Annotated in this window: 22 protein-coding genes and 1 tRNA gene; 12 read left to right on the forward strand and 11 right to left on the reverse strand. The window is 62.0% G+C overall.

What is annotated here, in order from left to right:
• Positions 1-14: 14 nt before the first annotated feature.
• Together FJ430_RS26955 and rpoZ are read right to left on the reverse strand one after the other, a co-directional pair.
• Entirely contained in the window at positions 15-2,246 is a 2,232-nt protein-coding gene (locus FJ430_RS26955; protein ID WP_140702994.1) for a RelA/SpoT family protein, read from the reverse strand.
• 124 nt (positions 2,247-2,370) lie between these two features.
• Complete coding sequence (rpoZ, locus tag FJ430_RS26960) at positions 2,371-2,772, reverse strand: DNA-directed RNA polymerase subunit omega (RefSeq protein WP_140644367.1); 402 nt, start codon at positions 2,770-2,772, stop codon at positions 2,371-2,373.
• A 304-nt stretch (positions 2,773-3,076) separates the two neighbouring features.
• Here rpoZ and FJ430_RS26965 point away from each other — a divergent pair, with 304 nt between their 5' ends.
• On the forward strand, positions 3,077-3,658 hold the full coding sequence (locus FJ430_RS26965) for an NYN domain-containing protein (protein WP_140644365.1): 582 nt from the start codon (positions 3,077-3,079) through the stop codon (positions 3,656-3,658).
• Positions 3,659-3,670: 12 nt separating this feature from the next.
• The gene (locus tag FJ430_RS26970) at positions 3,671-4,327 is read left to right on the forward strand and encodes a uracil-DNA glycosylase (protein WP_140702992.1); all 657 of its coding nucleotides are present in this window, start codon (positions 3,671-3,673) and stop codon (positions 4,325-4,327) included.
• A 32-nt stretch (positions 4,328-4,359) separates the two neighbouring features.
• On the opposite strand, the gene FJ430_RS26975 is transcribed toward FJ430_RS26970, so the two are convergent.
• Entirely contained in the window at positions 4,360-4,833 is a 474-nt protein-coding gene (locus FJ430_RS26975) for an Lrp/AsnC ligand binding domain-containing protein (protein ID WP_140702990.1), read from the reverse strand.
• A 144-nt stretch (positions 4,834-4,977) separates the two neighbouring features.
• Here FJ430_RS26975 and FJ430_RS26980 point away from each other — a divergent pair, with 144 nt between their 5' ends.
• A complete protein-coding gene (locus tag FJ430_RS26980) occupies positions 4,978-5,901 on the forward strand; it encodes a DMT family transporter (RefSeq protein WP_226891932.1) in 924 nt (307 codons plus the stop codon).
• 66 nt (positions 5,902-5,967) lie between these two features.
• Here the strand turns inward: FJ430_RS26980 and FJ430_RS26985 are convergent, their stop codons facing one another.
• The 3 genes from FJ430_RS26985 to dapA form a co-directional block, all read right to left on the reverse strand.
• Entirely contained in the window at positions 5,968-6,678 is a 711-nt protein-coding gene (locus FJ430_RS26985; RefSeq protein ID WP_140702988.1) for a GH25 family lysozyme, read from the reverse strand.
• A 152-nt stretch (positions 6,679-6,830) separates the two neighbouring features.
• Positions 6,831-7,310 (reverse strand): SsrA-binding protein SmpB, encoded by a 480-nt coding sequence (gene smpB / locus FJ430_RS26990; protein ID WP_041002108.1) that lies wholly within the window; start codon positions 7,308-7,310, stop codon positions 6,831-6,833.
• Positions 7,311-7,335: 25 nt separating this feature from the next.
• Complete coding sequence (dapA, locus tag FJ430_RS26995; RefSeq protein WP_140702986.1) at positions 7,336-8,217, reverse strand: 4-hydroxy-tetrahydrodipicolinate synthase; 882 nt, start codon at positions 8,215-8,217, stop codon at positions 7,336-7,338.
• Positions 8,218-8,683: 466 nt separating this feature from the next.
• Here dapA and FJ430_RS27000 point away from each other — a divergent pair, with 466 nt between their 5' ends.
• Both FJ430_RS27000 and FJ430_RS27005 read left to right on the forward strand, forming a co-directional pair.
• Positions 8,684-10,717, forward strand: a complete 2,034-nt coding sequence (locus FJ430_RS27000; RefSeq protein WP_140702984.1) for a lytic transglycosylase domain-containing protein — start codon at positions 8,684-8,686, stop codon at positions 10,715-10,717.
• A 209-nt stretch (positions 10,718-10,926) separates the two neighbouring features.
• Entirely contained in the window at positions 10,927-11,826 is a 900-nt protein-coding gene (locus tag FJ430_RS27005) for an alpha/beta fold hydrolase (RefSeq protein ID WP_140702982.1), read from the forward strand.
• A gap of 77 nt (positions 11,827-11,903) precedes the next feature.
• Here the strand turns inward: FJ430_RS27005 and FJ430_RS27010 are convergent, their stop codons facing one another.
• The 3 genes from FJ430_RS27010 to FJ430_RS27020 form a co-directional block, all read right to left on the reverse strand.
• Entirely contained in the window at positions 11,904-12,980 is a 1,077-nt protein-coding gene (locus FJ430_RS27010) for a tyrosine-type recombinase/integrase (RefSeq protein WP_140703632.1), read from the reverse strand.
• A gap of 243 nt (positions 12,981-13,223) precedes the next feature.
• A complete protein-coding gene (locus FJ430_RS27015; protein ID WP_140702979.1) occupies positions 13,224-14,360 on the reverse strand; it encodes a porin in 1,137 nt (378 codons plus the stop codon).
• A 390-nt stretch (positions 14,361-14,750) separates the two neighbouring features.
• Positions 14,751-14,841, reverse strand: a tRNA-Ser gene (locus tag FJ430_RS27020).
• A gap of 336 nt (positions 14,842-15,177) precedes the next feature.
• On the opposite strand from FJ430_RS27020, the gene FJ430_RS27025 reads away from it, so the two are divergent.
• On the forward strand, positions 15,178-16,359 hold the full coding sequence (locus tag FJ430_RS27025; protein ID WP_140702977.1) for a porin: 1,182 nt from the start codon (positions 15,178-15,180) through the stop codon (positions 16,357-16,359).
• Between the two features lie 223 nt (positions 16,360-16,582).
• Here the strand turns inward: FJ430_RS27025 and FJ430_RS27030 are convergent, their stop codons facing one another.
• Together FJ430_RS27030 and FJ430_RS27035 are read right to left on the reverse strand one after the other, a co-directional pair.
• The gene (locus tag FJ430_RS27030; protein WP_140702975.1) at positions 16,583-18,262 is read right to left on the reverse strand and encodes a tetratricopeptide repeat-containing sulfotransferase family protein; all 1,680 of its coding nucleotides are present in this window, start codon (positions 18,260-18,262) and stop codon (positions 16,583-16,585) included.
• Between the two features lie 65 nt (positions 18,263-18,327).
• On the reverse strand, positions 18,328-20,010 hold the full coding sequence (locus tag FJ430_RS27035) for a tetratricopeptide repeat-containing sulfotransferase family protein (RefSeq protein WP_140702973.1): 1,683 nt from the start codon (positions 20,008-20,010) through the stop codon (positions 18,328-18,330).
• A 135-nt stretch (positions 20,011-20,145) separates the two neighbouring features.
• Here FJ430_RS27035 and FJ430_RS27040 point away from each other — a divergent pair, with 135 nt between their 5' ends.
• From FJ430_RS27040 to FJ430_RS27065, 6 genes are all read left to right on the forward strand, one after another.
• Positions 20,146-21,258 (forward strand): pyridoxal phosphate-dependent aminotransferase, encoded by a 1,113-nt coding sequence (locus FJ430_RS27040; RefSeq protein ID WP_140659957.1) that lies wholly within the window; start codon positions 20,146-20,148, stop codon positions 21,256-21,258.
• A gap of 84 nt (positions 21,259-21,342) precedes the next feature.
• On the forward strand, positions 21,343-21,624 hold the full coding sequence (locus FJ430_RS27045; RefSeq protein ID WP_140702971.1) for an acylphosphatase: 282 nt from the start codon (positions 21,343-21,345) through the stop codon (positions 21,622-21,624).
• 97 nt (positions 21,625-21,721) lie between these two features.
• Positions 21,722-22,369 (forward strand): TetR/AcrR family transcriptional regulator, encoded by a 648-nt coding sequence (locus tag FJ430_RS27050; RefSeq protein ID WP_140702969.1) that lies wholly within the window; start codon positions 21,722-21,724, stop codon positions 22,367-22,369.
• Positions 22,370-22,417: 48 nt separating this feature from the next.
• Entirely contained in the window at positions 22,418-23,581 is a 1,164-nt protein-coding gene (locus FJ430_RS27055; protein ID WP_140659960.1) for an isovaleryl-CoA dehydrogenase, read from the forward strand.
• A 2-nt stretch (positions 23,582-23,583) separates the two neighbouring features.
• Complete coding sequence (locus FJ430_RS27060; protein ID WP_140702967.1) at positions 23,584-25,191, forward strand: carboxyl transferase domain-containing protein; 1,608 nt, start codon at positions 23,584-23,586, stop codon at positions 25,189-25,191.
• Between the two features lie 20 nt (positions 25,192-25,211).
• On the forward strand, positions 25,212-26,087 hold the full coding sequence (locus tag FJ430_RS27065) for an HNH endonuclease (protein WP_140702965.1): 876 nt from the start codon (positions 25,212-25,214) through the stop codon (positions 26,085-26,087).
• The last annotated feature ends 1 nt before the right edge of the window (position 26,088 follow it).

A 26,088-nucleotide genomic window follows, 5' to 3' on the forward strand; every position in this document is an offset into this window, starting at 1 on the left:
CAGGGTCCAGTCATTTAGCCGTTAACACGCCGCGCATCGCTGACGCTCGAATTGTCCTTCAGCTGCGACAGCAGCCGGTTGAGGTGCTTGAGGTCCCAGACCTCGAGATCGATCAGCATCTCGGTGAAATCGGGCGCCGTGCGTATCATCGACAGCGTGTGGATGTTGGCGTCGTTGGACGCCACCACCTGGGCGATGTCGGCCAGCGAACCCGGCGCATTGATGGCAGTGACCGAGATGCGCGCCGGGAAACGTTCCTTGGTGCGTTCGTCGATGTCCCAGCGCACGTCGATCCAGCGCTCGGGCTGGTCGTCGAAGGCCTGCAGCGCCGGCGACTGGATCGGATAGATGGTGATGCCGGTTCCGGGCTGGATGATGCCGACGATGCGGTCGCCGGGCACCGCCCCTTCCGGGGCGAAGCGCACCGGCAGGTCGCCGCGCACGCCACGGATCGGCACCGCGCCATCGCGCGGCTGGTCCTTGTCCTTCTTCGCGGCGCGGGTGCCGGGCATCTGGAACAGCATGCCGGCGGCGTTGCGGATCTTCGACCAACCTTCCTCGCGCTGCTTGGGCGGCGCGACGGTGACGCGCTCGTCCTTATAGTCGGGGAAGACCGCTTTCATGACATCGGTGGAGCTCAGCTCGCCGCGGCCGACCGAGGCCAGCACGTCCTCGATGTCCTTGCGCGCCAGCCGGTGCAGAACCGGCTTCAGGCTCTCCTTGGTGAAAGTCTTGCCGGCGCGCTCGAAGGCGCGCTCGAGGATGCGGGCGCCGAGGCCGGAATATTGCTTGCGTATCGCATTCTTGGTGGCGCGGCGGATGGCGGCCCGCGCCTTGCCGGTGACCACGACCGATTCCCAGGCGGCGGGCGGCACCTGCGCCTTGGAGCGGATGATCTCGACCTCGTCGCCGTTCTTGAGCTCCGTCATCAAGGGCATGATACGGCCATTGACCTTGGCGCCGACGCAGGTGTCGCCGACATCGGTGTGGACGGCGTAGGCGAAGTCGATCGGGGTGGCGCCGCGCGGCAGCGCGATCAGCATGCCCTTGGGCGTGAAGCAGAACACCTGGTCCTGGAATAGTTCCAGCTTGGTGTTTTCGAGGAAATCCTCGGGATTGTCGCCTTCGGCCAGTTGCTCGATGGTGCGCCGCAGCCAGGCATAGGCGTTGGTCTCCCTGGAGATCGCGTGGCCGGCGCCGTTCGTCTTGCCGCCGCTGTCCTTGTAGATCGAATGCGCGGCAACGCCATATTCGGCGATCTTGTTCATCTCCTTGGTGCGGATCTGCAATTCGACGCGCTGGCGCGACGGGCCGACGATGGTGGTGTGGATGGAACGGTAGTCGTTCTGCTTCGGCGTCGAGATGTAGTCCTTGAAGCGGCCGGGCACCATCGACCAGGTGGTGTGGATGGCGCCAAGCGCGCGGTAGCAGTCATCGACGGAATCGACCACGACGCGGAAACCGAAAATGTCGGAGAGCTGCTCGAAGGAAAGTGCCTTGGCCTCCATCTTGCGGAACACCGACCACGGCTTCTTCTGCCGGCTCTTCACGCTCGCCTTGATGGCGTGTTTGTCGAACAGGCCGGAAAGCGCCGTCTCGATCTCCTGCAGAACGCCCTTGTTGCGCTCGAAAATCTCGGCGAGCCTTGCGGTGACGGCGCGATAGGCCTCCGGATTGATGTAGCGGAAGGCGATTTCTTCCAGTTCCTCGCGCATGCCCTGCATGCCCATGCGCCCGGCCAAAGGCGCATAGATGTCCATCGTCTCCTCGGCGATGCGCAGGCGCTTGGACTCGGGCATATGGTCGAGCGTGCGCATGTTGTGCAGGCGGTCGGCGAGCTTGACCAGAAGAACGCGAATATCCTCGGAGATCGCGAGCAGGAGCTTGCGCAAATTCTCCGCCTGCTCGGCCTTCTTCGAGACCAGGTCGAGCTTCTTCAGCTTGGTGAGGCCTTCGACCAGCTTGCCCATTTCCGGACCGAACAGCTCGTCGATCTCGGCTCTTGTCGCCGTCGTGTCCTCGATCGTGTCGTGCAGCAAGGCAACGGCGATCGTCGCCTCGTCCATATGCATGTCGGTGAGGATGGCGGCGACTTCGAGCGGATGCGAGAAATAGGGATCGCCCGAGGCGCGCTTCTGGTGGCCATGCTTCTGCATGGCATAGACATAGGCCTTGTTGAGCAGCGCCTCGTTGACGTCAGGCTTGTAGCGCTGGACGCGCTCGACAAGCTCATACTGACGCATCATGGGCGGGATCTCGCGGTGCTGAAATGATTGATGCGCCGCACTGGCGTGCGACGCACCTCATAGATAGCCACGAAACCTAAGATACGGAAGTCCTGGATGGTTGATCCAACCCGGACAAAAGCTCTTAGTAGTCGTCGCTCTTTTCCGGCGGCACCAGACCTTCGATGCCGGCGAGCAGATCTTCCTCGCTCATGCGGTCGAACGTAACGTTCTCCTCGGCGTCGTCGGTGTCGGCAGCAGCAACGGTCGCGCCGGTCTCGTCGGTGATCGCCTCGCCCTCGGCTTCCGGCTCGTCGACCTCGACATGCTTCTGCAGCGAGTGGATCAGGTCTTCCTTGAGGTCGTCGGGCGACAGCGTCTCGTCGGCGATCTCGCGCAGCGCGATGACAGGGTTCTTGTCATTGTCGCGCGGAACGGTGATCTGCGCGCCCTGGCTGATCTGGCGGGCGCGGTGGCCGGCGAGCAGCACGAGTTCAAAACGGTTGTCGACCTTGTCGATGCAATCTTCAACGGTTACGCGGGCCATGGACTGCCCCTTTCATGCGATGGATTTGATGGAAAGCTGGCGCGCTCCATAACGCGGGCGCGGCCGAAATACAAGCTTCATGGCGTCGACGTCAGCTTTGCGGGTCGTTGCCTGGCTCATCAACGCTCTACGCCATGAAGCCGCCCATATAGTGGCGATCACAATTGCTTGCAATGCAGGGGCCCGCCCTTGGATATCCACAAATTGCGCGTTATCTCGGTTGTGACGGCACCGAGGCCCATTTGTCGGACCTGTTCGTCAAACGCTTTTAGACGACAGAAATTTTCGAAAGGAATGTTTTTCAATGTTCGATCCCCGTGAAAAGATCGCTCTTTTCATCGACGGCGCCAATCTCTATGCCACATCCCGGGCGCTGGGCTTCGACATCGACTACCGCAAGCTCCTGTCGAGCTTCCAGAAGCGCGGCTATCTGTTGCGCGCCTACTATTACACCGCGCTGGTCGAGGATCAGGAATATTCATCGATCCGGCCGCTGATCGACTGGCTCGACTATAACGGCTTCAAGGTGGTGACGAAGCCCGCCAAGGAATTCACCGACTCAACCGGCCGCCGCAAGATCAAGGGCAACATGGACATCGAGCTGACCGTCGATGCGCTGGAGCTCGCCGATGTCGTCGATCATTATGTGATCTTCTCCGGCGACGGCGACTTCCGCACACTGGTCGAAGCGCTACAGCGGCGCGGCCGCAAGGTGTCGATCATCTCGACCATGGCTTCCCAGCCGCCGATGATCTCCGACGACCTGCGCCGCCAGGCCGATCATTTCATCGACCTGATGTCGCTGAAGAGCGAAGTCGGCCGCGACCCGTCCGAGCGGCCCGCGCGCCGGCCGGAACCTGCCGAAGTCGACGAGGACGATTATTGACGGGCGGTGGCGTTGAGCGCCGCGCCCTCCCCCGAACCCGGCCGTGACTGCCCGCTTTGCCCGCGGCTGCATGATTTCATCGCGGCCTGGCGCGAGCGCGAGCCCAGCTGGTTCAACGCGCCCGTGCCGACATTCCTGCCGCCGGAAGGCGAAGATTCAGTCCGCCTGCTGATTGTCGGGCTGGCGCCCGGCCTGCGCGGCGCCAACCGCACGGGACGCCCCTTCACCGGCGACTATGCCGGCGATCTGCTCTACGGCACGATGATCGCGCATGGCCTGGCGCGCGGCGAGTTCAAGGCGCGGCCGGATGATGGGCTCCAGCTTATCGGCACGGCCATCACCAATGCGGTGCGCTGCGTGCCGCCGGAGAACAAGCCGGTTGGCGCCGAGATCGCCACCTGCCGGACCTTTCTGAAGCCGACCATCGCGCGCTTTCCCAATCTCAGCGCCATACTGACGCTGGGCTCGATCGCGCATCAGTCGACGGTGCGGGCATTGGGCGAGCGCGTGGCGGCCGTTCCGTTCCGCCATGGCGGCCGGCAGCAGGCCGGCGGCATCGCGCTGTTTTCCAGCTATCACTGCTCGCGCTACAACACCAATACGGGCGTGCTGACACAGGAGATGTTCGTCAATGTGTTCAAGGAGATTGCGGCGTTCCTGAAGACCTAGATTCAGGCGCCCTGGAGTAATCCCGCGCCCATTCATACCGGCAGCAGCGCATCCGGCTTCACCTCGCCGATCGAGGCGTAAGTGTGCGTCTCCTTCACTCCGGGCAACGGTAGGATGACCCGGGTCAGAAAATCCTGATAGGCGGCCATTTCCGAGATACGCGCCTTTACCAGATAGTCGAAGCCGCCCACGACCATATGGCATTCCAGCACCTCAGGCGCCTTGATCACCGCTTCGGCGAAGCGTTCGAAGATATGAGGCGCCGTGTGATCGAGGCGTACCTCGATGAAGACGAGTGTGCCGCGGCCGATCTTGGCGGGATCGAGCACGGCCCTGACCGCGATGATGTAGCCTTCCCGAAACAGCCGCTTCACCCGCTGGCTCGTGCCGGTCGGCGACAGGCCGACACGCGCCGCCAGATCAAGCGTGGTGCGACGCCCATCCTCCTGCAGCAGCCGAAGAAGATTGCGGTCGATCGCGTCGAGGTCGCTTGCTTCAGGATTCACTTCAGAACTGCCTTTCCAATGTGAATTCCACTACCGTTTTCCAAAATAAGTGTATTTCAACGCAGAGAGCTGAACAATAGTCTGCGCTTTCGCCGCAGCGGTGGAGACAGTCTTCACCTCCGACGACCTTATGGGTGGCAAGTCGTGGCAGACGCAGATGACGCAGGGAACACGAGACTGGCGATTATCGCCGGCCTCACCATGATCGGCATCTACGCTATCCAATTCGTCGCTGCTCGCTTCAGCCTGCGAGAACACCTGACGGCGACAGATTTGGCCGTTTTGCGCTTTGGCGGCGCGGGGGTGGTCTTTCTGCCGATCGTCTGGCGCAGCGGCTTCGCCCCCATGAGGGCGCTGGGCTGGCGACGGGCTCTGGCGTTGGCGGCATTGGCAGGTTTGCCTTATCCGCTGATCATCAATTGGGGCCTGACCTATGCGCCTGCCGCCCACGCGGCCGCGCTCTGTCCTGCGTCGATCGTCTTCTTTTCGTCCCTGCTGTCGCGCGTCTTCTTCGACGACGGCGGTTCTCAACGACGGACAATCGGCGTCGGCGCGATCATCGCCGGGCTGTTGCTGTTCATCGCCGCGGCGCGTGGCGGCACCGGCGGCGCCCTGATCGGCGACGTGCTGTTCATCGGATCGGGCCTCATGTTTTCGACTTATGCCGTTCTCGTGAGGCTATGGCGTGCCGATCCGGTCACGGCGACGGCCGCGGTAGTAACCCTGTCGTGCCTGCCGTTGCCGGTTCTCCATCTCTTGGCGCCAAGCCATATCCATGCCGCGTCGGCTACGGAGATCGTCAGCCAGATCGTGATCCAAGGGATTCTGGCCGGCGCGGCGGCCATGTTCCTCTACACCTACATCGTCCGGCAAATGGGGCCGCAGGCGGCGTCCCTGTTCCTGCCCGGCATACCGATCGCGACGGTGATTGTCGGCATGGCAGTGCTCGGCGAAACGCCGATGACGATCCAGTTCGCAGCCATCGCGATCATGGCAGCGGGAATGGCCTTCTCGGCGACCGGAAGACCCAGTGCCAGCGCAAGCCTGAATGTACCGGCGTCAGGCTGATCGTGAGACTTTTCAGCGATATACGCAAAACGCCGCAGAAACAGATTCGAGGCTGCCGCCGGGCACTCACGGCGTCGGCGCAAACAACTCCGCCAGCGTCCCGCGGCTGCCCTTCAAAACGTTGAGATCGACATCGCCTTCGATGCCGTCGACGTGGCCCATATTGTGATATTGCCAGTAGATCCAGTCGTTCCCGCGTGGCCTGATCGCCAGTGACCGCAGCCAGTGCTGGCGCGCGATGATGCTGCCGGAATAGGCGTCGGCCGCCTCGTCGGTCAGATAGAAAATCGCCTGCTTGCCGAACGCCGTCTCGACCGGGCCGAGGAAGGCGGCGAGCTCGGCGTTCAACTGTTCGGGAGACGGACGCTGCGGGCAGTTGCCGCCGAACTCGATGTCGACCACCGGCGGCAGAAGCGGCTCGCCGCGCGGCACCACCGCAATGAAGTTCCTCGCCTGGTCGGCGCCAGGGCGGCAGAAGGTGAAGAAATGATAGGCGCCGACCGCCAGGCCGGCCGCGCGGGCCTCGCGCAGGTTGGTTGCGAATTGGGTATCGACATGGGTGCCGCCTTCGGTTGCCTTGATGATCGCGAAGGCGACATCGTCTGCCGCGACGCGTTGCCAGTCGATCTTGCCCTGATGGTGGGAGACGTCGATGCCTCGGATCGGGAACTCCGCGCGGTCCGGCGAAAAGCCACGGAACCACAAATAGGCGCCTGCCACGACGGCGCAGGCGACAACCACGCCGGCAAGGCCCCAGAAAACAATCCGCTTCCCCAAGACCTGTCCCCGTCGGAAGGTGAGAATTGCGCCGGACCAGAGAGCCGGCCGGTGGCTTTTTTCAGGTGGCCTGTTTCCACCGGCGGCGAAAGCTCTTTTGTTTTGACGCAATTCCGAACGGAAAACCGCTATGCACTTTTCCTGGAATTGCTTTAGCCGCGTTCTTTCAGCAGCCGGCCCTTTTCGCGCGACCAGTCGCGCTGCTTTTCGGTCTCGCGCTTGTCGTGCAATTTCTTGCCCCGGGCGATCGCCAGCAGCAGCTTGGCACGGCCGCGGTCGTTGAAATAGATTTTCAGCGGCACCAGCGTCATGCCTTCGCGCTCGACGCTTTGCGAGAGCTTGGCCATCTCGCGCTTCGAGACCAGCAGTTTGCGGCGGCGGCGCGGCTCGTGGTTGAAGCGGTTGGCCTGCAGATATTCCGGCAGATAGGAGTTGATCAGCCAGATCTCGCCGCCTTCGGCCGAGGCATAGCTCTCCTGGATGTTGGCCTGGCCCTGGCGCAGCGACTTGACCTCGGTGCCGGTCAGCACCAAGCCGGTCTCGATCGTGTCGAGCACCTCATAGGAAAAGCGCGCCTTGCGGTTTTCGGCGACCGTCCTGTTGTTGGGGTCGGCTTTCTTGACTTGATTCATAATGCGGAGAGGTGGCGCCTCATTCCTAATTAATCAAGCCGGCGTGCTTGAGCGCCGCGTCGATCTTTTGCGCGGTCGAAACCTCGACCGTCACCAGCGGCGAGCGCACCACGTTCTCGATCCTGCCCAGCTTCGACAACGCGTATTTCGACCCGGAAACACCGGGCTCCATGAAGATCGCCTCGTGGAGCGGCAGTAGCCGATCCTGCAGGTCGAGCGCCTTGGCGCTGTCGCCGGAGAGTGTCGCTTCCTGGAATTCGGCACAGAGCCGTGGCGCGACATTCGAGGTGACCGAAATGCAGCCGACACCGCCATGGGCGTTGAAGCCGAGGGCGGATGCATCCTCGCCGGAGAGCTGGATGAAATCCTCGCCGCAGTGCATGCGCTGATAGGAGACGCGCTCGACCTTGCCGGTCGCGTCCTTGACGCCGGCGATGTTCTTGAAGTCGTGGCGCAGCCTGCCCATCGTCTCCGGCGTCATGTCGATCACCGAACGCGGTGGGATGTTGTAGATGATGATCGGCAGCCTGGTCGCCCTGGCTACGGCGGCGAAATGCTCATAGAGTCCGCGCTGCGTGGGCTTGTTGTAATAGGGCGTGACCACCAGCGCTGCATCGGCGCCGGCCTTTTCGGCGTATTGAACCAGCCCGACCGCTTCCTCGGTGTTGTTGGAGCCCGCGCCGGCCACGACGGGCACCCTGCCCTTGGCCACCTCGATGCAGACCTTGACGACCTGACGGTGCTCCTCATGCGACAGCGTCGGCGACTCGCCGGTCGTGCCGACGGGAACGAGACCCTTGGTGCCTTCGGCGATCTGCCATTCGACAAACGAGCGAAAGGCTTTCTCGTCGAAGCGCCCGCTCTTTTCGAACGGTGTCACAAGCGCAGTCAGCGAGCCTCTCAGCATGTCGTCCAAACTCCTTGGAACTTTGTCGGTTTATGCGTGTCGTCGTCCCAAAACCGGTTCCCACTTTTGGGCGACATGCATCGGTGTTCATTAGATCGGTTGGTTGCGCGCCTTCTACCCGAAAGCGAAGCCGCGCACCATAGTCTCGACATGGTTCAGCGGCAAGCATCGGCGTAGTGCCAGTGTCGTGGTTTTCGATGTTCGCCAGACGTTGATATCAGGCTCGGGGCGAACATCGAAAACCAAAACGACACTGGATTCGACAGTTGGCTGGTGTCCCTGCGATTCTGAAATTCGCGCCGCGCCCGATATCAAGGTCATGCGAATTTCAGAATCGGGACACCAGCAAGCGCAATTCGAACGGCCTCGATAACCTTTTGTTTACGAGCCCTTCACGACCTAAGTTTAGGCTTCGCATCGGGTTCTCAAATGCCCGCGCCTGCTGACGATGTGCTAGGATCGTAAAATGCCGACGAGGCGGCCCCATCTTTTCGCGCTTTTGGGCGCGATCGTCGCGCTGATGCCCACCGTGGCGATCGGCGGCAGCGTCGATGTGCGCGCGACGGCCTCGATTCCGGTGCCCGATGCGCCGCAGGCGCCGGGCCAGATGTCGACCGCCCCCGACATAGCGCAACTGAAGAGCGGGCTCGATGCGCTCGCCGCCAACAACATCGCCGGCGCGCGCAATGCGCGCGACACGCTGCCCGCCACCTCGCTCGACCGGCACATCCTTGCCTGGGCGATCGCGCTTTACGGCGGCGATCAGGTGCCGAGCGGCGAGATCGCCGACGCGGCCAAGATGCTGCCGGGATGGCCCGGCACGATCGCGTTGCGCAAGAACAGCGAGCGCGCGCTCTATCGCGAGAACCCGCCGCCGCAAGTGGTGGTGCAGGCCTTCGGCCGCAGCCAGCCGCTGACGCCCGAGGGTGTGATCATTCTTGCCCGCTCGCAGATGGCGCTGGGCAACCAGGCCGCGGCGCGCGCGGTGCTGGTGCCGTTCTGGCGCACCGAGAAGCTGGAAGCAAAGGACGAGGCGACCGTCATCAAGGAGTTCGGCGCGCTGATCCCGGCGGCCGACCATCGCTACCGCATGGAGCGCATGTTCTATGCCGACCGGCCGTCCTCGGCGCTGAGGGTCGCTGGCCTCGCCGGCGCACAGCCCCTGGCGGATGCCTGGGCGGCTGCCGACAAGGGCGACAAGAACGCCGCCAAGCTGTTGAAGGCGGTGCCCGCGGCGCAGCGCTCGGCCGGCTATTTCTTCGCCGAGGCGGAATATCTGCGCAAGCAGCAGAAATTCGCCGATGCCGCTGCTGTCGTGATGAAGGCGCCGACCGATCGCGATTCGCTGGTCGACCCCGACGCCTGGTGGGTCGAACGCCGCGTGCTGTCGCGTGAACTGGTCGACCAGGGCGACATGAAGACCGCCTACAAGATCGTCTCCATGCACGCCGCCGAGAGCCCGCTGAACGCCGCCGAAGCCGAATTCCACGCCGGCTGGTATGCATTGCGCGGCCTCAACGACCCAGCGACCGCCGCCGGGCATTTCACGCGCATCACCGAATTCGCCCAGGGACCGGTGTCGCTGTCGCGCGCCTATTACTGGCTCGGCCGCGCGGCGGAAGTCGGCGGCCCAGGCAACGCCAAGGATTATTTCACGCGTGCGGCCGGCTACGGCACGACCTTCTACGGCCAGCTCGCGGGCGAGCGCGTGGGCTTGAGAACGCTCAACATCGTCTATCCGAAACCGAGTGCCGCCGACCGACAGAGCTTTGACAACCGAGAAGCAGTCGGCGCGATCAAGCGGCTGCAGGAAGCAGGCTACGACCGCTACGCCGAGACGCTCTACCGCGACCTTGCCGGGCAGCTGACCAGTCCGGGCGAACTGGCGCTGCTTGCGGTGCTGGCCGAAAAGCAGGGCAACCATTTCATGGCGCTGAAGGTCGGCAAGATCGCCGCCCAGCGCGGCATCGATGTCGGCGCGCTGTCGCATCCGCTGGGTGTCATTCCCGATTCGGCCAACATTTCGGGGTCCGGCAAGGCGCTCGCCTACGCCATCGCCCGCCAGGAAAGCGAGTTCAATATCGGCGCCGTTTCCAGCGCCGGCGCGCGCGGCCTGCTGCAGCTGATGCCGGGCACCGCCAAGCAGTTGGCGAAGAAGGCCGGCATGACCTTTTCGCAGGCGCGGCTGACGACCGATGCCGGCTACAACGCGACGCTGGGCTCGGCCTTCCTCGGCGAACAGCTCGACCGCTTCGGTGGCTCCTATGTGCTCACCTTCGCCGGCTACAATGCCGGCCCGAACCGCGCCGCCCAATGGGCGGTGAAATACGGCGATCCGCGCGGCAAGGGCATCGATGCGGTCGTCGACTGGATCGAGCGGATTCCCTACACGGAAACAAGAAGTTACGTGCAGCGCGTGATGGAGAATTATGAGGTTTATAAGATGCGTATTTCAGGGAAATACGACATCGTGGGCGACCTCGTGAACGGGCGCAGCTGAAGTCTTTCCTTCTCCCCTTGTGGGCCTGTTGCGTTCCAGGAAACGCCGACGTCTCACTCCGCTGGAACACCCTCATCCGTCTCGGCGCTGACGCGCCGATCCACCTTCTCCCGCAAAGGGCCCGCAAGGGGAGAAGGGAAGAACTCCCTATTTGACGATCCCTGCCCTCGCCTGTAGCTGTCGATCACCCAGCGAGGAGCGGCATTGCGATGGCGAGCGACGAAGGTTTCTCCGACTTCTTTTATCCCGCGCCCGACGGCCTAAAGCTTCATGCGCGGATCTATGGCGAACCGAATGCCAAGGGCTGCCCGGTAGTCTGCCTGCCCGGCCTCACCCGCAATGCGCGCGACTTTCATGAACTCGCGATCCATCTTTCCAGGAAAACGGAGAGCCCCCGGAAAGTCATTGCCTTCGACTACCGCGGCCGCGGGCAATCCGGCCACGATCCCGATATCGGCCACTATAATGTCGGGGTCGAAGCCGGCGACGTGCTTGCCGGGCTGTCTGCGCTCGGCATCGAACAGGCCGCCTTCGTCGGCACGTCGCGTGGCGGCCTGATCATCCATGTGCTCGGCGCGTTGAAGCCGGCCGTACTAAGGGCCGTCGTCCTGAACGACATCGGCCCGGTGATCGAGGCGGAAGGCCTCGCCCATATCCGCTCCTATCTCGACCGTGCGCCGAAACCGAAGACCTTCGCCGAGGCGGTCGCGGCCCAGCGGCGCGTGCACGGCGCCGATTTCCCGGCGCTCACCGACGCCGACTGGGCGCGGATGGTCCGGGCGATCTGCCGCGAAACGGATGCCGGCTGGGTGCCGGATTTCGATCCGGCCCTGGTCGACACGCTGGCCGGCATCGATTTCAGCAAGCCGTTGCCGGATCTGTGGCCGCAGTTCGACGCGCTCGCCGCCATTCCACTGCTCGCCATTCGCGGCGCAAACTCGAAACTGCTTTCCACGGCGACGCTTCAAGCGATGCAGGAGCGGCACCCCGGCATGGAACAGATCACCGTCGAAGGCCAGGGCCACGCGCCCTTCCTCGAAACCGGTGACTTGCCTGGAAAGATTGCCGCATTCCTCTATCGGATCGAATGTCGAGTAGAAATGAAATAAAGCCCGAGACTATGTCAGTCCCGGGCTTACCATCCAAATATAGATTTGCGCATGCCGGCGGGAGCGATCCGCTCGGTCTACTCGCCTTTCGAGCGCTTGCGGGGCGCCTTGGCCGGTTCCGGCCGTTTCGCTTTCCGAGACGGCGAGGCAGAGGTCGGCGTCGTGAGGGGCGAAGCGAAGACGGAGGCTTCGGCCGAGCGGGACGACGATTCGTCGCCGCGCGGTTTCTCGAGAACGACGACACAGCCATCGAGATCGTTGGTGGCCAGATGCGCGTACCGCATGGTCATCGACAAGGTCTGATGGCCCAGCCACATCTGGACGCGCCTTATGTCGATACCGCCCTGGACCAGACGTGAAGCGCAAGTGTGACGCAGGATATGCGGCACCACCTGTTCGTCGGCGCCGAGACCGACTTCCGTCTTCGCCTCGTTCCAGATGGCCCGGTACTGCGCCTGTGTGAGCTTGGTGAACGGGCCTTTCGGCCGGCGTCCTTCCGTGTTCGGCGGCAGCTTGATGACTTCCTTGACGCGCTCGGTCATCGGAATGGTGCGACTGCGGCCGGACTTGGTGATCCAGAAGGAGACCCGGTGTTCCTGGATGTCGTTCCAGATCAGGCCGAGCGCCTCGCCGAGGCGGCAGCCGGTATCGACCAGGAAGATGGAAAGCCTGTAGGCATCCTCGCTGCGGCTCCTGATCGCCGCGAACAGCCTCGCTTCTTCGTCCCTTTCGAGGAAGCGAATCCGTCCCGCCCGCTCCTTCTGGCGGCGGAATTCGGGCAGGCTGTGGATATCTCCCATCTTATGCGCCTTACGCAGCAATTTGCTGAGGGCAGCCATCTTGCGATTGATGGTTGCGTTGCTGTTGCCGCGCTGGCGCAATGTACCGATAAGATTGTCCAGGGTGTTCTGGTCGAAGGTGCTGAAACGCTCTCCCAGAAGGATCTCGTCTATTTCACCGATGAACGAGCTAACATTGTATTTATGCCGCCCATCATCCCAGAGTATATCTCGATAAGCTGCGAAAAGCTCTCCGATCCTATACGACTTTACTTCTCGGATCTTGTTGTAGGTGTATCGAAAGTTCGAATTCTGAGAAGAAAATACCGCAAAATGACCAGAGGGCTCACCCTCTTGAACCGCTTCGTTCGACATTTTAGCCACACCCCCTGTGGTTAAGGGACCAGCCCTAACCGCTTGAGAGTGTCCTTTCAAGAGTTTTCGAATCTCATCGACGATCTCATCCGCCAGCGCGGAACCCACAAGATCGATCAACAGACCCGATCAGCTTACCGTTTCACCCCCATCCTTTCGTTTGAATTGCCGCAACCGCGGAAAACAAAAACGGCCCGGGCGAGGAAGCGCCCGGGCCGGATTTCACCTGTAGGGTTCCAGCCCTTAGAAGTCGCGCTGGAAGCGGACGAAGCCGCCGAGAGCGTTCTTCTTGCCGGGAGCGATGTTCGTCCAGTTGTAACCGTTGTTGTCGTGGTCGTTGTGAGCCCAGTCGAGTTCGGTGATGACCGAGAAGCCGGGAACGATCGTGTAGGCAACGTTCGCCGCGAGACCGAATTCCTTGGCTTCGTCATACGAAACCTGGAGGTTGAACGAGGTCTTCTCGTTGAACTTGTAGGTGCCACCGCCCCACACAGCCCAGTTACCGCCCCACGGCTTGTAGAAGTTGCGCGGAGCGTTGTCGTCGGTGCCGTAGCCGCCGATGACGAACAGCGAGAAGGCGTCGTTGACGTTCACGTCCAAGCGAACCTTGCCGGCCCACTCTTCCCAGTTGCTGTTGTAAGCGACGACACCGCTGATGCCGCCCCAGCCCTGCGTCCACTTCACGCCGCCGACGATATGCGGCACGTAGCTGTCGATGAGCTCGCTGCCCTCGAACGTCTGGGCGCCGTCAGTGGTACGAGGGCTTGCGTCGTGATAGCCACCGTAGGAATTGCCCTCTTCAAACGAGACAATGGCCGAGAAGCCGTTGCCAGCATCAAAGGTGTAGCTGATCAGGTTGGTGTCGAAGCCGCCGTAAGGAACGATCGTATCGTTGATAACCGAGCCGGCATAACCCTGGAAGGTGTCGAAGGCCGATTCGTCAGCGCCGATGCGCAGACCACCGAGCTGAACCCAAGCAAAGTGGGTATTGACCGACGAAGCGCCGTCGCTGAAGTCGAAACGCGTCTCGGTGTAGGTCTTCAAGGTGCCGAGTTCGGTTTCCTGACCAGTCCAGGTCTTCAGAGCGAAGCGGGCGTTCTTATGCCACGAACGCTGCGAGTCGCCATCCATGACGTCGGTGGTGCCGCGACCCGTGAACGAGCCCCGCTCGCCAGCCGAGGCGTCGTAGCGGACATAGCCGCCGATGCGCAGGCAGGTCTCGGTGCCCGGGATGTAGAAGTAGCCGGCGCCGTACACGTCGCAGATCTTGACGTATTCAGCCGGTTCCGGCTCGGCGACGGTCACCGCGTCGGCGGCGCGAGCACCGGAAACTGCGACCAGAGCCGCAGCTGAGCCGAGAAGAAGGCTCTTGATGTTCATTTTCTGACCTCCAGTCAAAAGTTAAAAAACGGGTCTGGGTATTTTTTGCTGAAGGACAGCGTTCCCTGCCCCATCCCCACTACCGAAAAAGATGCGCACCGCGCCGCTCCTTCGAAGCTGACATTACCCATGAGCCGGCGCCGTTCAACCAGGATCGTACCGCCGCAAGCGCTGTCCGGACGCTATCCCCCAGGGTTGTTGCACAAATGACACGATTTGGCCTCACTCCGAAAGCTCTCGTTAACCATTGCGGTCCGCGCGGCCTTCGAATCCCGCCGATTTCGGCGATCAGCTGGCTGCATTACGGCGGCCTGGCGAGTCGCCATGCCGGGTTGTTGCCGCAGAATCGCCTTGCGAGGGAAGGTTTGTCGCGCGCTGCGCGAGGGAAGATGGCGGAGAGGATGGGATTCGAACCCACGAGAAGCTTTTGACCTCTACTCCCTTAGCAGGGGAGCGCCTTCGACCACTCGGCCACCTCTCCGTCGCGCCGCTGGATAAAGAAAAGCGCGGGCACAATCAACAAGCCGGCGCCATATTCGCCGAAAAATCCTTTGGCCGGCAGCTGCGGACGGAGGGCGCCGTCCCGGCATGACATCGAATCATGAGCGGCGGATCGGGGCTTGCGTAGCCTTTCGAGCGGGCCCGACGACTTCATTCCAATTCCGTCGCATGTCCGGCAACCGGACCCGCAATCGCTCGGGCAAATACCTCTGGCTTCTCTGTTTAAGGTGAAAAATATAGCAATAACAAAATCTTGACGGTGATTTCAGCCGAGGGCGCCTATCGCTTCCGTCCGATTCTGACTGGAGGTCAGAAAATGAACATCAAGAGCCTTCTTCTCGGCTCAGCTGCGGCTCTGGTCGCAGTTTCCGGTGCTCGCGCCGCCGACGCGGTGACCGTCGCCGAGCCGGAACCGGCCGAATACGTCAAGATCTGCGACGTGTACGGCTCCGGCTACTTCTACATCCCGGGCACCGAGACCTGCCTGCGCATCGGCGGCTATGTCCGTTATGACGCCGGCTTCGGCGACGTTGGCACGTTCACCGGCGCACGCGCCGACGATGTCGTCACCGGCAAGAACCAGGGCACCTGGTACAAAGACGCCCGCTTCACGCTGAAGACCTGGACCGGCCAGGAAACGGAACTCGGCACGTTGAAGACCTACACCGAAACGCGGATGAATTTCCAAAATCACCCGTTCAACAACTACGGGGATAATGCTGCTGAAAACAGCTTCGACATGCACTTCGCCTGGATTCAGCTTGGCGGCTTGCGTGTAGGCTTGGACGAATCGGCATTCGATACGTTCGTCGGCTACGCCGGTAACGTCGTCAACGACACCATCGTTCCCTATGGCGGGTTCAAGACCGGTGTCGTTCAGTACTACTTCGACGCCGGCAACGGTTTCTCGGCGATGGCCTCTCTCGAAGAAGGTTCGGGCGGCGGTGCACAGACCCCCAATGTTACGGGAGGTTATGGCTATGGCGTCGGCACGATCGACAGCTACGTTCCGCACATCGTCGGTGGCTTGAAGTACACGCAGGGCTGGGGTGATATCGTCGGCGTCGTCGCCTATGACAGCAACTACGAATACGTCTCGGGCAAGGTCCGCCTGGACGTGAACGTGACCAACGAACTGTCGCTGTTCGGCATGTTCGGCTATGCCAGCGAGGGCAAGCTCAACGACACATCGGCAGTCGCATTCGCGAACGGTCGTGGCTTCTACAAGCCGTGGGGCGGCAACTGGGCCTTCTGGGCTGGCGGCACCTACAAGTTCAGCGACAAGGCCTCGTTCAACCTTCAGGTGTCTGGTGATCAGTGGAAGGATTACGCGATCGCGGCCAATATTGCCTACACCGTCGTCCCTGGCCTGACGGTCACGCCCGAAGTTGACTACCAGCACGTTGGTTCGGATGCTTTCGACCACGGCAACGTTTGGGCTGGCGCCACGAAGAAGAACGCCGTCGGCGCGATCATCCGCTTCCAGCGCGATTTCTAAGACCAGATATTTCGGGGAGACAAGAGAACCCGGCGGGCAACCGCCGGGTTCTCTTTTTTTGTTTGATGGGTATCGAGATCCAAGAACCGCTGCGCAGTTCGGATGTTGCACCAGCCGTGTATCCGAGGCGCCGTTTGGCGTTCGACCTGATTGCGCCGCAGCGCGGTGGAAAGCTTTAAAAATTCCGGGGAGACGGCGGGGCAGCCGCACCCCGTGATCGAAGTCAAACGTCGGCGAGGTCGCTCAACGCTTCGATCAAAGGCTGGATCTGACTTTCGTAATTCTTCCAGCGCTTCACCGACGATTTGTAGATCGGCTGACGAACCTGCCAGCGGCTGGGCGTGGTGACCGCCCCTTCCCTGTCGAAGAAGCGCAGGCACGCGTCATCCCAAGGCAGGCCGAGATGATCGATGAGCCGGCGCGACTGTGCCTCTTGATCCTCGACGAGCGTCTCATAGCGATTTTCAAAGATACGGCCTGGGAAAACCTCGTTCCAGTGACGCATCAAGCGGTCATATTCCCGATAGTACAGGCCGAGTGCCCGCAGGTCTGCATTGTAGCTGTGTGCCGAGTTGAAGGGGAGGACATAGCATGACACGCAATTGTCGATGGCGTCGCGGCGGCAGTGAATGATGCGCGCATTGGGAAACAGAAGGGCGATAAGACCGATCAGCTCAAAATTGTGCGGCTCCTTGTCGACGACGCGGAGCGCAGCAGGCGCCCGTTCTCTGAGGTAGGACAGATGCTCTTCGGCCAGCGTCCTGGTCAGTTCCGGCGTAAGGGAATTGACGGGCTTGCTCAAATCTTCTGCCGACGATTTGAGGTCGATTGCGTTTGCTACCCGTCTTAGTTTTTCAAGTTCTCCCGCGCCATGAACTCCGGGATGACTGGCCAGGATCTGTTCCGTCAGAGTCGTTCCGGAACGGGGCATGCCAACCACGAACACAGGGAGATCGGAAGGATCGCCAAGGCCGGACGCCGCGGCAAACAGGCCAGGCGTGAAGATTTCAATCATCGAGTCCACGAAACGACGATACTGATCGATGTCGAACCTGTAGCCGGCGACCTGCTTGGCCTTGTTGAAATGGTCGAATGCTTCCGCATAGCGCTTGAGGTCGTTCTGCACTTTGCCGGCGGCGTAATGAAGGCTCTGCGCCGCCTCCGCGTTAAGCCCCGGACTGTCGAGTTCGCGAACGATCGATCGAAGTTCCGGAGGCTCTTCGGTAAACCTCCGGCTCTGCACGAGCTCGTAGTAAGCAGCCGCTGCGTCGACGCGGCGTTCGATCGCCTCTTTGAGATAGGCGCCGGCCTCGTCCATACGCCCAAGACCAGTGAGCGCAGCAGCCATTCCGGTCCGCGCCTTGGGGTGATCACGGTTGATCTTCAGCGCCTTCTCATAAAGCGCCAATGCCAGGTCGGGCTTGTCGAACTGGGTATAAACACGCCCCAAGGCGCACAGGGCCTCCACAAGATCGGGCTGTATTACCAAGGCATGCTGGATGTATTTGATCGCGGCCGAGAATTCACTCAGCTTCGCATAGGTCTCGCCGAAGCTAAGGTGGTAGTATGGGTTTCCAGGCTCCTCTGCGACCGCGCGCGCGAAATAGCGCAGAGCCGCCTCATCGTCATAGCCCAGACAAAGCGTGCCCATGATGTACAGGGCCAACGGATGGTTTGGCGTCCGCGCCAGCACTTCAAGGCATAAGTCCTGTGCTTCACCAAGCCGTTTGGCTTGTTGATGCTCATAGGCTTTCTTCAGCAGCGCGTCATCGGCCTGTGCACGTGCGAACGAATTTGTCTTCGGTGGAGCCGGCCGCGGCGGACTTGCCTGGAGCCATCTGGACTTCGGCGTGGCGCCGGATTTGAGGTGTTTGGACCAAGCGGGCGGCAGACGATTGTTCATCGCATCTGCTAGCAATAAGTACCGATGGAATCCAGTCAAAGCTCGGTGAGCAGCGGGCCCGTCGTTCAAATATCCGCGAGATCGCCAAGCGCCTCGATCAGCGGCTGAATTTCGTTTTCGTAGTTCTTCCAGCGCTTGACCGACGTTTTGTAGATCGGTTGCCTGACCTGCCAGCGGCTCGCCGTGGTCACAGAGCCCTCCCTGTCAAAAAAGCGCAGGCAGGCATCGTCCCACGGCAATCCAATGTAATCAATGAGGCGTCGCGATTGTGCCTCCTGGTCGTCGACGAGCATCTCATAGCGACTCTCGAAGATGCGGCCCGGAAGCACCTCGTTCCAATGTCGCATCAAGCGGTCATATTCGCGATAGTAGAGGCCGAGGGTTCTCAGATCATCGCTATAACTGTGATAACCGTTGAAGGGCAGAACGAAACAGGAAACGCAATTGTCGATGGCATCGCGACGGCAGTGAATGATGCGCGCCTTGGGAAAGAGCAAGCCGATAAGGCCGATCAGCTCAAAATTGTGCGGCATCTTGTCGACGATACGCAGCGCGGTGGCGGAACGTTCCGCGAGATAGGACAAATGCTCCCTGGCCAGCGTTTTCGACAGCTCCGGCGTGATCGAATCGACAAGGCCGTTCAACTTTCCAGCAAATGAGGGCTTGAGCCCGATGGCATTCGCAACCCGCCCCAATTTGGCAAGCTCCCCCGCGCCATAGACATCGGGATGACTGCCCAGGATCTGTTCTGTCAGCGTCGTTCCAGAGCGGGGCATGCCAACCACGAAAACCGGCACTTCGGAAGGATTACCAAAGCTGCGCTCGGCGGCGGCAAACAAACCCGGTGTGAAGAGCTCGATCAGCGCGTCGACCCACCGACGATATCGGTCGATGTCGAATGGTTGAGAGGCCTGTTTCCCCTTCCGGAAATGATCGAAGGCTTCACCATAGCGTTTGAGATCATTCAGCACCTTGCCGGCGGCATGGTGGAGCAGCCGAGCGCCGTCCGGTCCGAGTTTCGCATTGCCAAGTTCATGAAGAATGGAGCGGAGTTCTGGAGGCTCGTTGGTGAACTTTCGCGTCTGCGCAAGACGGTAATAGGCGCCCGGCAGGTCGATGCGCCGCTCTATTGCCTGGTTCAGACAGGCGGCGGCTTCATCCATGCGGCCCACGCTGCTCAGGGCATTGGCTAGCCCCACTCTGATCTCGGGATGATCGGGGTCGATTTTCAGCGCTTTCTCGTAAAGCGGCAAAGCCAGATCTGGCTTATCGGATTCCACATAAGTGCGTCCCAAGGCACAGAGCGCCGCGACAAGATCAGGCTGCAGCTCCATGGCGTATCGCATATGCTCGATCGCCGGCGAGTGTTCGCCGACCTTAAGATAGGCCTCTCCCAAGCTGAGGTGATAGTAGGCGTTGCGCGGCTCCTCCGCGATGGCGCGGGCGAAATATTGCAACGCCGTCTCGTCGTCATAACCCAGGCATATGGTTCCCATCATAAAAAGGGCGCGCGGGTAATTCGGCGTGCGCGCCAGAACCTGCAGGCACAGATCCTGAGCCTGCTTCGGACGCTTGGCCTGCTTATGCTCATAAGCCTGCTTCAGCAGCAGGTCGTCGGACTGCGCGCGCGCGTCCGGTTTCGATGGATTCGCCTGCGGCGATCCGGGCCTGAGCGCCGGAGCGGATGGCTTGGGTACCGGACCGGACTTGATATGCTTGGCCCAGGCGGGCGGCAGACGGTTGTTCATAGCGCTTCGCTAGCAAAAGAAGCCGCCGGAATCCAGCCCGCGCGAGACCATGCCCCGCCGACGGGTCCCCTGCCCTGCTTGCACCGGCCGGGGGATCACGCTAGCAAGAACGCCCCTTCCACGCGAGCTTTTGCCATGCGCCAGCGCCCGTCCCTCACGCCGATCATCGGCGCGCTTCCCACCACGGTTCCGTTCGTCGGCCCGGAGGCACAGGAGCGCGAGCGCGGCCGGCCTTTCCGCGCCCGCATCGGCGCTAATGAAAGCAGTTTCGGGCCTTCGCCGCGCGTCATCGCCCGCATGGAAAGCGTCGCCCGCGACCAGTGGATGTATTGCGATCCAGACAATTACGAGCTGAAGGTGGCGGCCGCCGCGCATCACAAGGTGGCCGTCGAAAACGTGGTCGTGGGCGAAGGCATCGACGGCCTGCTTGGCCTGGTGGCGCGCATGTATGTCGGGCCCGGCGAAGCCGTGGTCACCTCGCTTGGCGCCTACCCCACCTTCAATTTCCATATCGCCGGCGTCGGCGGCCGCCTGGTGACAGTGCCCTATGCTAACGACAAGGAAGACCTGGACGGGCTCCTCGCCAAGGTCGCCAGCGAAAAGGCGCCGCTGGTCTATCTCTCCAATCCCGATAATCCGATGGGAAGCTGGTGGGAGGCGCCGGATGTCGTCCGCTTCATCGCAGCGCTGCCGGAAACCACCATGCTGGTGCTCGACGAGGCCTATGGCGAGCTGGGACCGGCCTCGGCGCTGCCGGCGATCGATGTTGCGCGGCCGAACGTCATCCGCATGCGCACCTTCTCCAAGGCTTACGGCCTGGCCGGCATACGCTGCGGCTACGCCGTCGCGGAGGCGGAGGTGATCCGCGACTTCGAAAAGATCCGCAACCATTATGGCGTCAGCCGCATGGCGCAGGTCGCAGGCCTCGAGGCGCTTGCCGACCAGGATTACCTGCGCTCGGTCGTGGCGCGGGTGGCGGCAGGCCGTGAGCGTATTTCAGCCATTGCCAGGCAGAACGGCCTGAAGCCGTTGCTGTCTGCGACCAATTTCGTCACCATCGACTGCGGCCGCGACGGCGCCTTCGCGCTGAAGGTGATGCAGAACCTTTTGTCGCGCGACGTGTTCATCCGCAAGCCGATGGTGCCGGTGCTCGACCGCTGCATAAGAGTCAGCGTCGGGCTTGACCACGAACTCGACATCTTCGCCGAGGAACTGCCCGGCGCCCTGGCAGCGGCGCGGGGTAATTAAATTCCATCGCATCTGACGGCGTCCAGCCTGTTGCCTTTGGCTGGTCCTGTGCCAGATTCCGGCAAGATGCATGGAGCGTAAGCGATGCTGGGCGAGCAGCGGGCCGTTCGGGTGCGCATTTCCGGCAAGGTTCAAGGTGTGAGCTACCGTGTCTGGACGCGCGGCGAAGCCATGCGCCTCGGACTGACGGGTTGGGTGCGCAACGAGCGCGACGGCTCGGTCGCCGCGCTGATTGCCGGCGCCGATGCCGATGTCACGGCGATGATCGAACGCCTGTGGCAAGGGCCGCGGGGCGCGCTCGTCTCGAAGGTCGAGATCGAGGAAGCGTCCGACGCCGCGCCTGTGGATTTCAGGATCATCGTCTAGTCTCATTTCGCCTCCGCAAGCCAGGGGCGGGCGGCGAGCGCATGAGGTGTCTTGAATTAATTGAACGTTCGTTTTATTAATTCTGCTGGAGGCGAACATGGCGCGCACCACAGGTTCCGACGGGGAAAAAACCGAAGCGGCCGTCCGTGAGGCGGCGGTCAGCCTGATCGCGCGCCTCGGCTACGAGGCGATGTCGATGCGGCAGCTGGCGGCGGAGGTCGGCGTGCAGGCGGCCGCGCTCTATCGGTATTTCCCGACCAAGGAGGACCTTCTGTTCACATTGATGCGTGAGCATATGGAAGGCCTGCTCAAGGCTTGGGAAGCCGCGCGGCCGGCGAGCGCTGATCCGGTCACCCGCCTTGCCGCCTATGTCGAGAACCACATCGCCTTCCACATAGAGCGGCGTCACGCCACCCATCTCTCCAATATGGAATTGCGCAGCCTCTCGCATGAAAGGCTGACGCAGATCCTCAAGATGCGCACGACCTATGAGAAGGAGCTGCGCACGATCCTGCGCGACGGCGCCGAGGCCGGTGTCTTTCAGGTCGACGATACCGGGCTCACCGCCATGGCGCTGATCCAGATGATGACCGGCGTCATCGTCTGGTTCCGGCCGGGCGAGCGGCTGTCGATCGCTGAAGTCACGGCATCATATCTTTCGATGACAATGCGCCTGGTCGGCGCGACAATCAGCCATGGCACCGCGCGTCCTTCCGGGCGCGCCAGGGACGCCGTGGCACTCTGATACAGGCATGATCTCCGCGAAGACCGGGCGTGCGCAGGGAGGAACGGCATGTACACGAATACGCTGAACTTCGGACTTGATCCCGACATCGAGGCGCTGCGCGATACCGTGCGGCGCTTCGCCCAGGACAGGATCGCACCGATCGCGGCCGAGATCGACCGCTCCAACGAGTTTCCCGCGCATCTGTGGGTCGAGCTCGGCGCGCTCGGCCTGCTCGGTATCACCGCCGACCCCGATTTCGGCGGGACCGGCATGAATTATCTCGCGCATGTCGTGGCGATGGAGGAGATTTCGCGCGCATCGGCCTCGGTCGGCCTCTCCTACGGCGCGCATTCGAACCTCTGCGTCAACCAGATCAACCGCTGGGCCACCCCGGCGCAGAAGGAGAAGTACCTGCCTGCCCTTTGCTCGGGCGAGACGGTCGGCGCGCTGGCGATGTCGGAACCAGGCGCCGGCTCGGACGTGGTGTCGCTCAGGCTGCGCGCCGAAAAGCGCAACGACCGCTATGTGCTCAACGGCTCGAAAATGTGGATCACGAACGGCCCCGACGCCGGAACGATGGTGGTCTATGCCAAGACCGATCCGGACCGCCATTCGCGCGGCATCACGGCCTTCATCGTCGAAAAGACGATGGCCGGCTTCTCAGTCGCGCAGAAGCTGGACAAGCTCGGCATGCGCGGCTCCAACACCGGCGAGCTGGTGTTCGAAAATGTCGAGGTGCCGTTCGAGAATGTGCTGCATGAGGAAGGGCGCGGTGTCGAGGTGCTGATGTCGGGGCTCGACTATGAGCGCGCAGTGCTCTCCGGCGGGCCGATCGGGCTGATGGCGGCCTGCCTCGACGTCGCTGTGCCTTACGTGCATGAGCGCAAACAGTTCGGCCAGCCGATCGGTACGTTCCAGCTGGTGCAGGGCAAGCTCGCCGACATGTACTCGACGATGAATGCCGCGCGGGCCTACGTCTATGCGGTGGCCGCCGCCTGCGACCGCGGCGAGACCTCGCGCAAGGACGCCGCAGGCTGCGTACTCTTCGCGGCCGAGAAAGCGACGCAGATGGCGCTCGACGCCATCCAGTTGCTCGGCGGCAATGGCTACATCAACGACTATCCGACGGGACGGCTGCTGCGCGACGCCAAGCTCTACGAGATCGGCGCCGGCACCAGCGAGATCCGCCGCTGGCTGATCGGGCGCGAGATCATGGCGGAGGGGGTGTGACAGTGACGACGCTTCAAACCCAGATCTCCCCCGCCTCCGACACATTCCGCGCCAACGCCGAGCGTATGCGCGCGCTGGTCGCCGACATCGCCGAGAAGGCGGCAGGCGTCGAGCGCGGCGGCTCCGACGAGGCGCGTGAGCGCCACCAGGGTCGCGGCAAACTCTTGCCGCGCGAGCGGCTGGCGCAACTGCTCGACACCGGCTCGCCCTTCCTCGAGGTCGGCCAGTTCGCGGCATGGTCGATGTATGGCGAGGACATTCCGTCTGCGGGCATCATCACCGGCGTCGGCCGCGTCGAAGGCCGGGAAGTGATGGTCGTCGTCAACGACGCCACGGTGAAGGGGGGCACCTATTATCCGCTGACGGTGAAGAAGCACCTGCGCGCGCAGGAGATCGCGCTGCAGAACAATTTGCCTTGCGTCTATCTGGTCGACAGCGGCGGCGCCAATCTGCCCAACCAGGACGAGGTCTTCCCCGACCGCGAGCATTTCGGCCGCATCTTCTACAACCAGGCCAACATGTCGGCGGCGGGCATCCCGCAGATCGCCTGCGTCATGGGTTCGTGCACGGCGGGCGGCGCCTATGTGCCGGCGATGTCGGACGAGACGATCATGGTGCGCAACCAGGCGACCATTTTTCTCGGCGGCCCGCCGCTGGTGAAGGCCGCGACCGGCGAGGATGTCAGCGCCGAGGAGCTCGGCGGCGCCGATGTCCACACCAGGCTTTCCGGCGTCGCCGACCACTACGCCATGGACGACGAGCACGCCTTGGCCATTTGCCGGCGCATCGTCCGGAACCTGAATCGGAACAAGGCCCTAAGCCTGAATTTGCAGAAGCCGATTCTACCGCTTTACGATCCGCAGGAACTCTACGGCATCGTGCCGACGGATCTGCGTCAGCCCTATGACGTGCGCGAGGTGATCGCGCGTCTCGTCGACGGTTCGGAGTTCGACGAGTTCAAGCAAAACTACGGCACGACGTTGGTCACCGGCTTTGCCCATCTGCACGGCATGCCGGTCGGCATCATCGGCAACAATGGCGTGCTCTTCTCGGAAAGCGCGCTGAAGGGCGCGCATTTCATCGAGCTCTGCTGCCAGCGCGGCATCCCGCTGGTCTTCCTGCAGAACATCACCGGCTTCATGGTCGGGCGAAAATACGAGGCCGGCGGCATCGCCAAGGACGGCGCCAAGCTGGTGATGGCGGTCGCCACCGCGAAGGTGCCGAAGCTCACCGTGATCATCGGCGGTTCCTTCGGCGCCGGCAATTACGGCATGTGCGGCCGCGCCTATTCGCCCCGCTTCCTGTGGATGTGGCCCAACGCGCGTATCTCGGTGATGGGCGGCGAGCAGGCGGCGACGGTGCTCGCCATGGTCAAGCGCGAGGGCATCGAGCGCAAGGGCGGTGAATGGAGCGCCGACGAGGAAGCGAAGTTCAGGAAGCCGATCCTGATGAAATACGAGCATGAGGGCCACCCGCTCTACTCCTCGGCGCGGCTCTGGGACGACGGCATCATCGATCCGGCCAGGACCCGTGAAGTGCTGGCGCTCAGCCTTTCGGCGGCGCTCAATGCCGGCATCGAGGCGACGAAATTCGGCGTGTTCAGGATGTGAGAGACAAATGGGAGGAACGCTTGACTGACTTATTGGAGCTGGAGCCAAAGGAGCACCACAGAACAATTGATCTTGTCGCAAGAGCTGGCGTCAACGTTGACGACTGGGCAAATTTTAAAGGGGGGGTCGAGAAAGCCGCAGCTAATCCGAAATATTGTTACGAATGGTCTTTTGTAGAGGTCGGAAAGGTCGTTGTCTTAAACCTTTGGTTCGACCACATGCTTGTGAGGAACGGACTCACACTTCAAGAGCATAATCAACGCGCTCGATCCCAAGGCCCTTCTTCATCAAACAAAGAACGCATCTGGAAGGCTCGCGCAGCTCGCATGGACGAGGCGATCCGAACTGCCTACGACGATGGGCTACCCATTAGAGTTATCATCTGCAGTGGCAGCATGCGGACTAGGGAAACCCCAGACGCTGATGCGTCCAAGGTGAAAAAACGGCTGCTTGATCCCGTGGCTTGGGCAGTTACTGCCTACGATCCATCAACCGGCCAATGCACTATAGCGCGCGGCGCCACCCCGAGACTTCATGTGACTTCACTTCCGGATGCGGAACTCGAAGGATTTGAAGGGGCGATAAAGAGAGCTTTCGTCCGTCATCGGCACCGTGAGAGAGAGTTGAGAGCTAACAAAATCGATGCCGCGATGAAAGCCAACAAAGGCCGGCTTATTTGCGAGGTTCCTAATTGCGGCTTTGACTTCTTTGAAGTCTATGGCGCGATCGGCCAGGGTTATGCCCAAGTGCATCATAAGATACCCATCTCCTCGGCGCCGCCCGGAGGGATGTCGGTTAGGTTGGATGACCTAGCGATTGTGTGTGCGAATTGCCACGCGATGATTCATCACCGTGGGGGCTGCCGTCCCCTCCACGGCCTTATTCCAGAAAGATAGC

Source organism: Mesorhizobium sp. B2-8-5 (assembly GCF_006440675.2).
In the GTDB taxonomy this organism is placed as follows: Bacteria; Pseudomonadota; Alphaproteobacteria; order Rhizobiales; family Rhizobiaceae; genus Mesorhizobium.

Excerpts from the sequence above, each read along its gene's own strand:
- FJ430_RS26965 (WP_140644365.1), top strand. The coding sequence starts at position 3,077 with ATGTTCGATCCCCGTGAAAAGATCGCTCTTTTCATCGACGGCGCCAAT.
- dapA (WP_140702986.1), bottom strand. The coding sequence starts at position 8,217 with ATGCTGAGAGGCTCGCTGACTGCGCTTGTGACACCGTTCGAAAAGAGC.
- FJ430_RS27035 (WP_140702973.1), bottom strand. The coding sequence starts at position 20,010 with ATGAACAACCGTCTGCCGCCCGCCTGGGCCAAGCATATCAAGTCCGGT.
- FJ430_RS27015 (WP_140702979.1), bottom strand. The coding sequence starts at position 14,360 with ATGAACATCAAGAGCCTTCTTCTCGGCTCAGCTGCGGCTCTGGTCGCA.
- FJ430_RS27045 (WP_140702971.1), top strand. The coding sequence starts at position 21,343 with ATGCTGGGCGAGCAGCGGGCCGTTCGGGTGCGCATTTCCGGCAAGGTT.
- FJ430_RS27030 (WP_140702975.1), bottom strand. The coding sequence starts at position 18,262 with ATGAACAATCGTCTGCCGCCCGCTTGGTCCAAACACCTCAAATCCGGC.
- FJ430_RS27005 (WP_140702982.1), top strand. The coding sequence starts at position 10,927 with ATGGCGAGCGACGAAGGTTTCTCCGACTTCTTTTATCCCGCGCCCGAC.
- FJ430_RS27025 (WP_140702977.1), top strand. The coding sequence starts at position 15,178 with ATGAACATCAAGAGCCTTCTTCTCGGCTCAGCTGCGGCTCTGGTCGCA.
- FJ430_RS27050 (WP_140702969.1), top strand. The coding sequence starts at position 21,722 with ATGGCGCGCACCACAGGTTCCGACGGGGAAAAAACCGAAGCGGCCGTC.
- FJ430_RS26955 (WP_140702994.1), bottom strand. The coding sequence starts at position 2,246 with ATGATGCGTCAGTATGAGCTTGTCGAGCGCGTCCAGCGCTACAAGCCT.
- FJ430_RS27000 (WP_140702984.1), top strand. The coding sequence starts at position 8,684 with ATGCCGACGAGGCGGCCCCATCTTTTCGCGCTTTTGGGCGCGATCGTC.
- FJ430_RS27055 (WP_140659960.1), top strand. The coding sequence starts at position 22,418 with ATGTACACGAATACGCTGAACTTCGGACTTGATCCCGACATCGAGGCG.
- smpB (WP_041002108.1), bottom strand. The coding sequence starts at position 7,310 with ATGAATCAAGTCAAGAAAGCCGACCCCAACAACAGGACGGTCGCCGAA.
- FJ430_RS27010 (WP_140703632.1), bottom strand. The coding sequence starts at position 12,980 with ATGTCGAACGAAGCGGTTCAAGAGGGTGAGCCCTCTGGTCATTTTGCG.
- rpoZ (WP_140644367.1), bottom strand. The coding sequence starts at position 2,772 with ATGGCCCGCGTAACCGTTGAAGATTGCATCGACAAGGTCGACAACCGT.
- FJ430_RS27040 (WP_140659957.1), top strand. The coding sequence starts at position 20,146 with ATGCGCCAGCGCCCGTCCCTCACGCCGATCATCGGCGCGCTTCCCACC.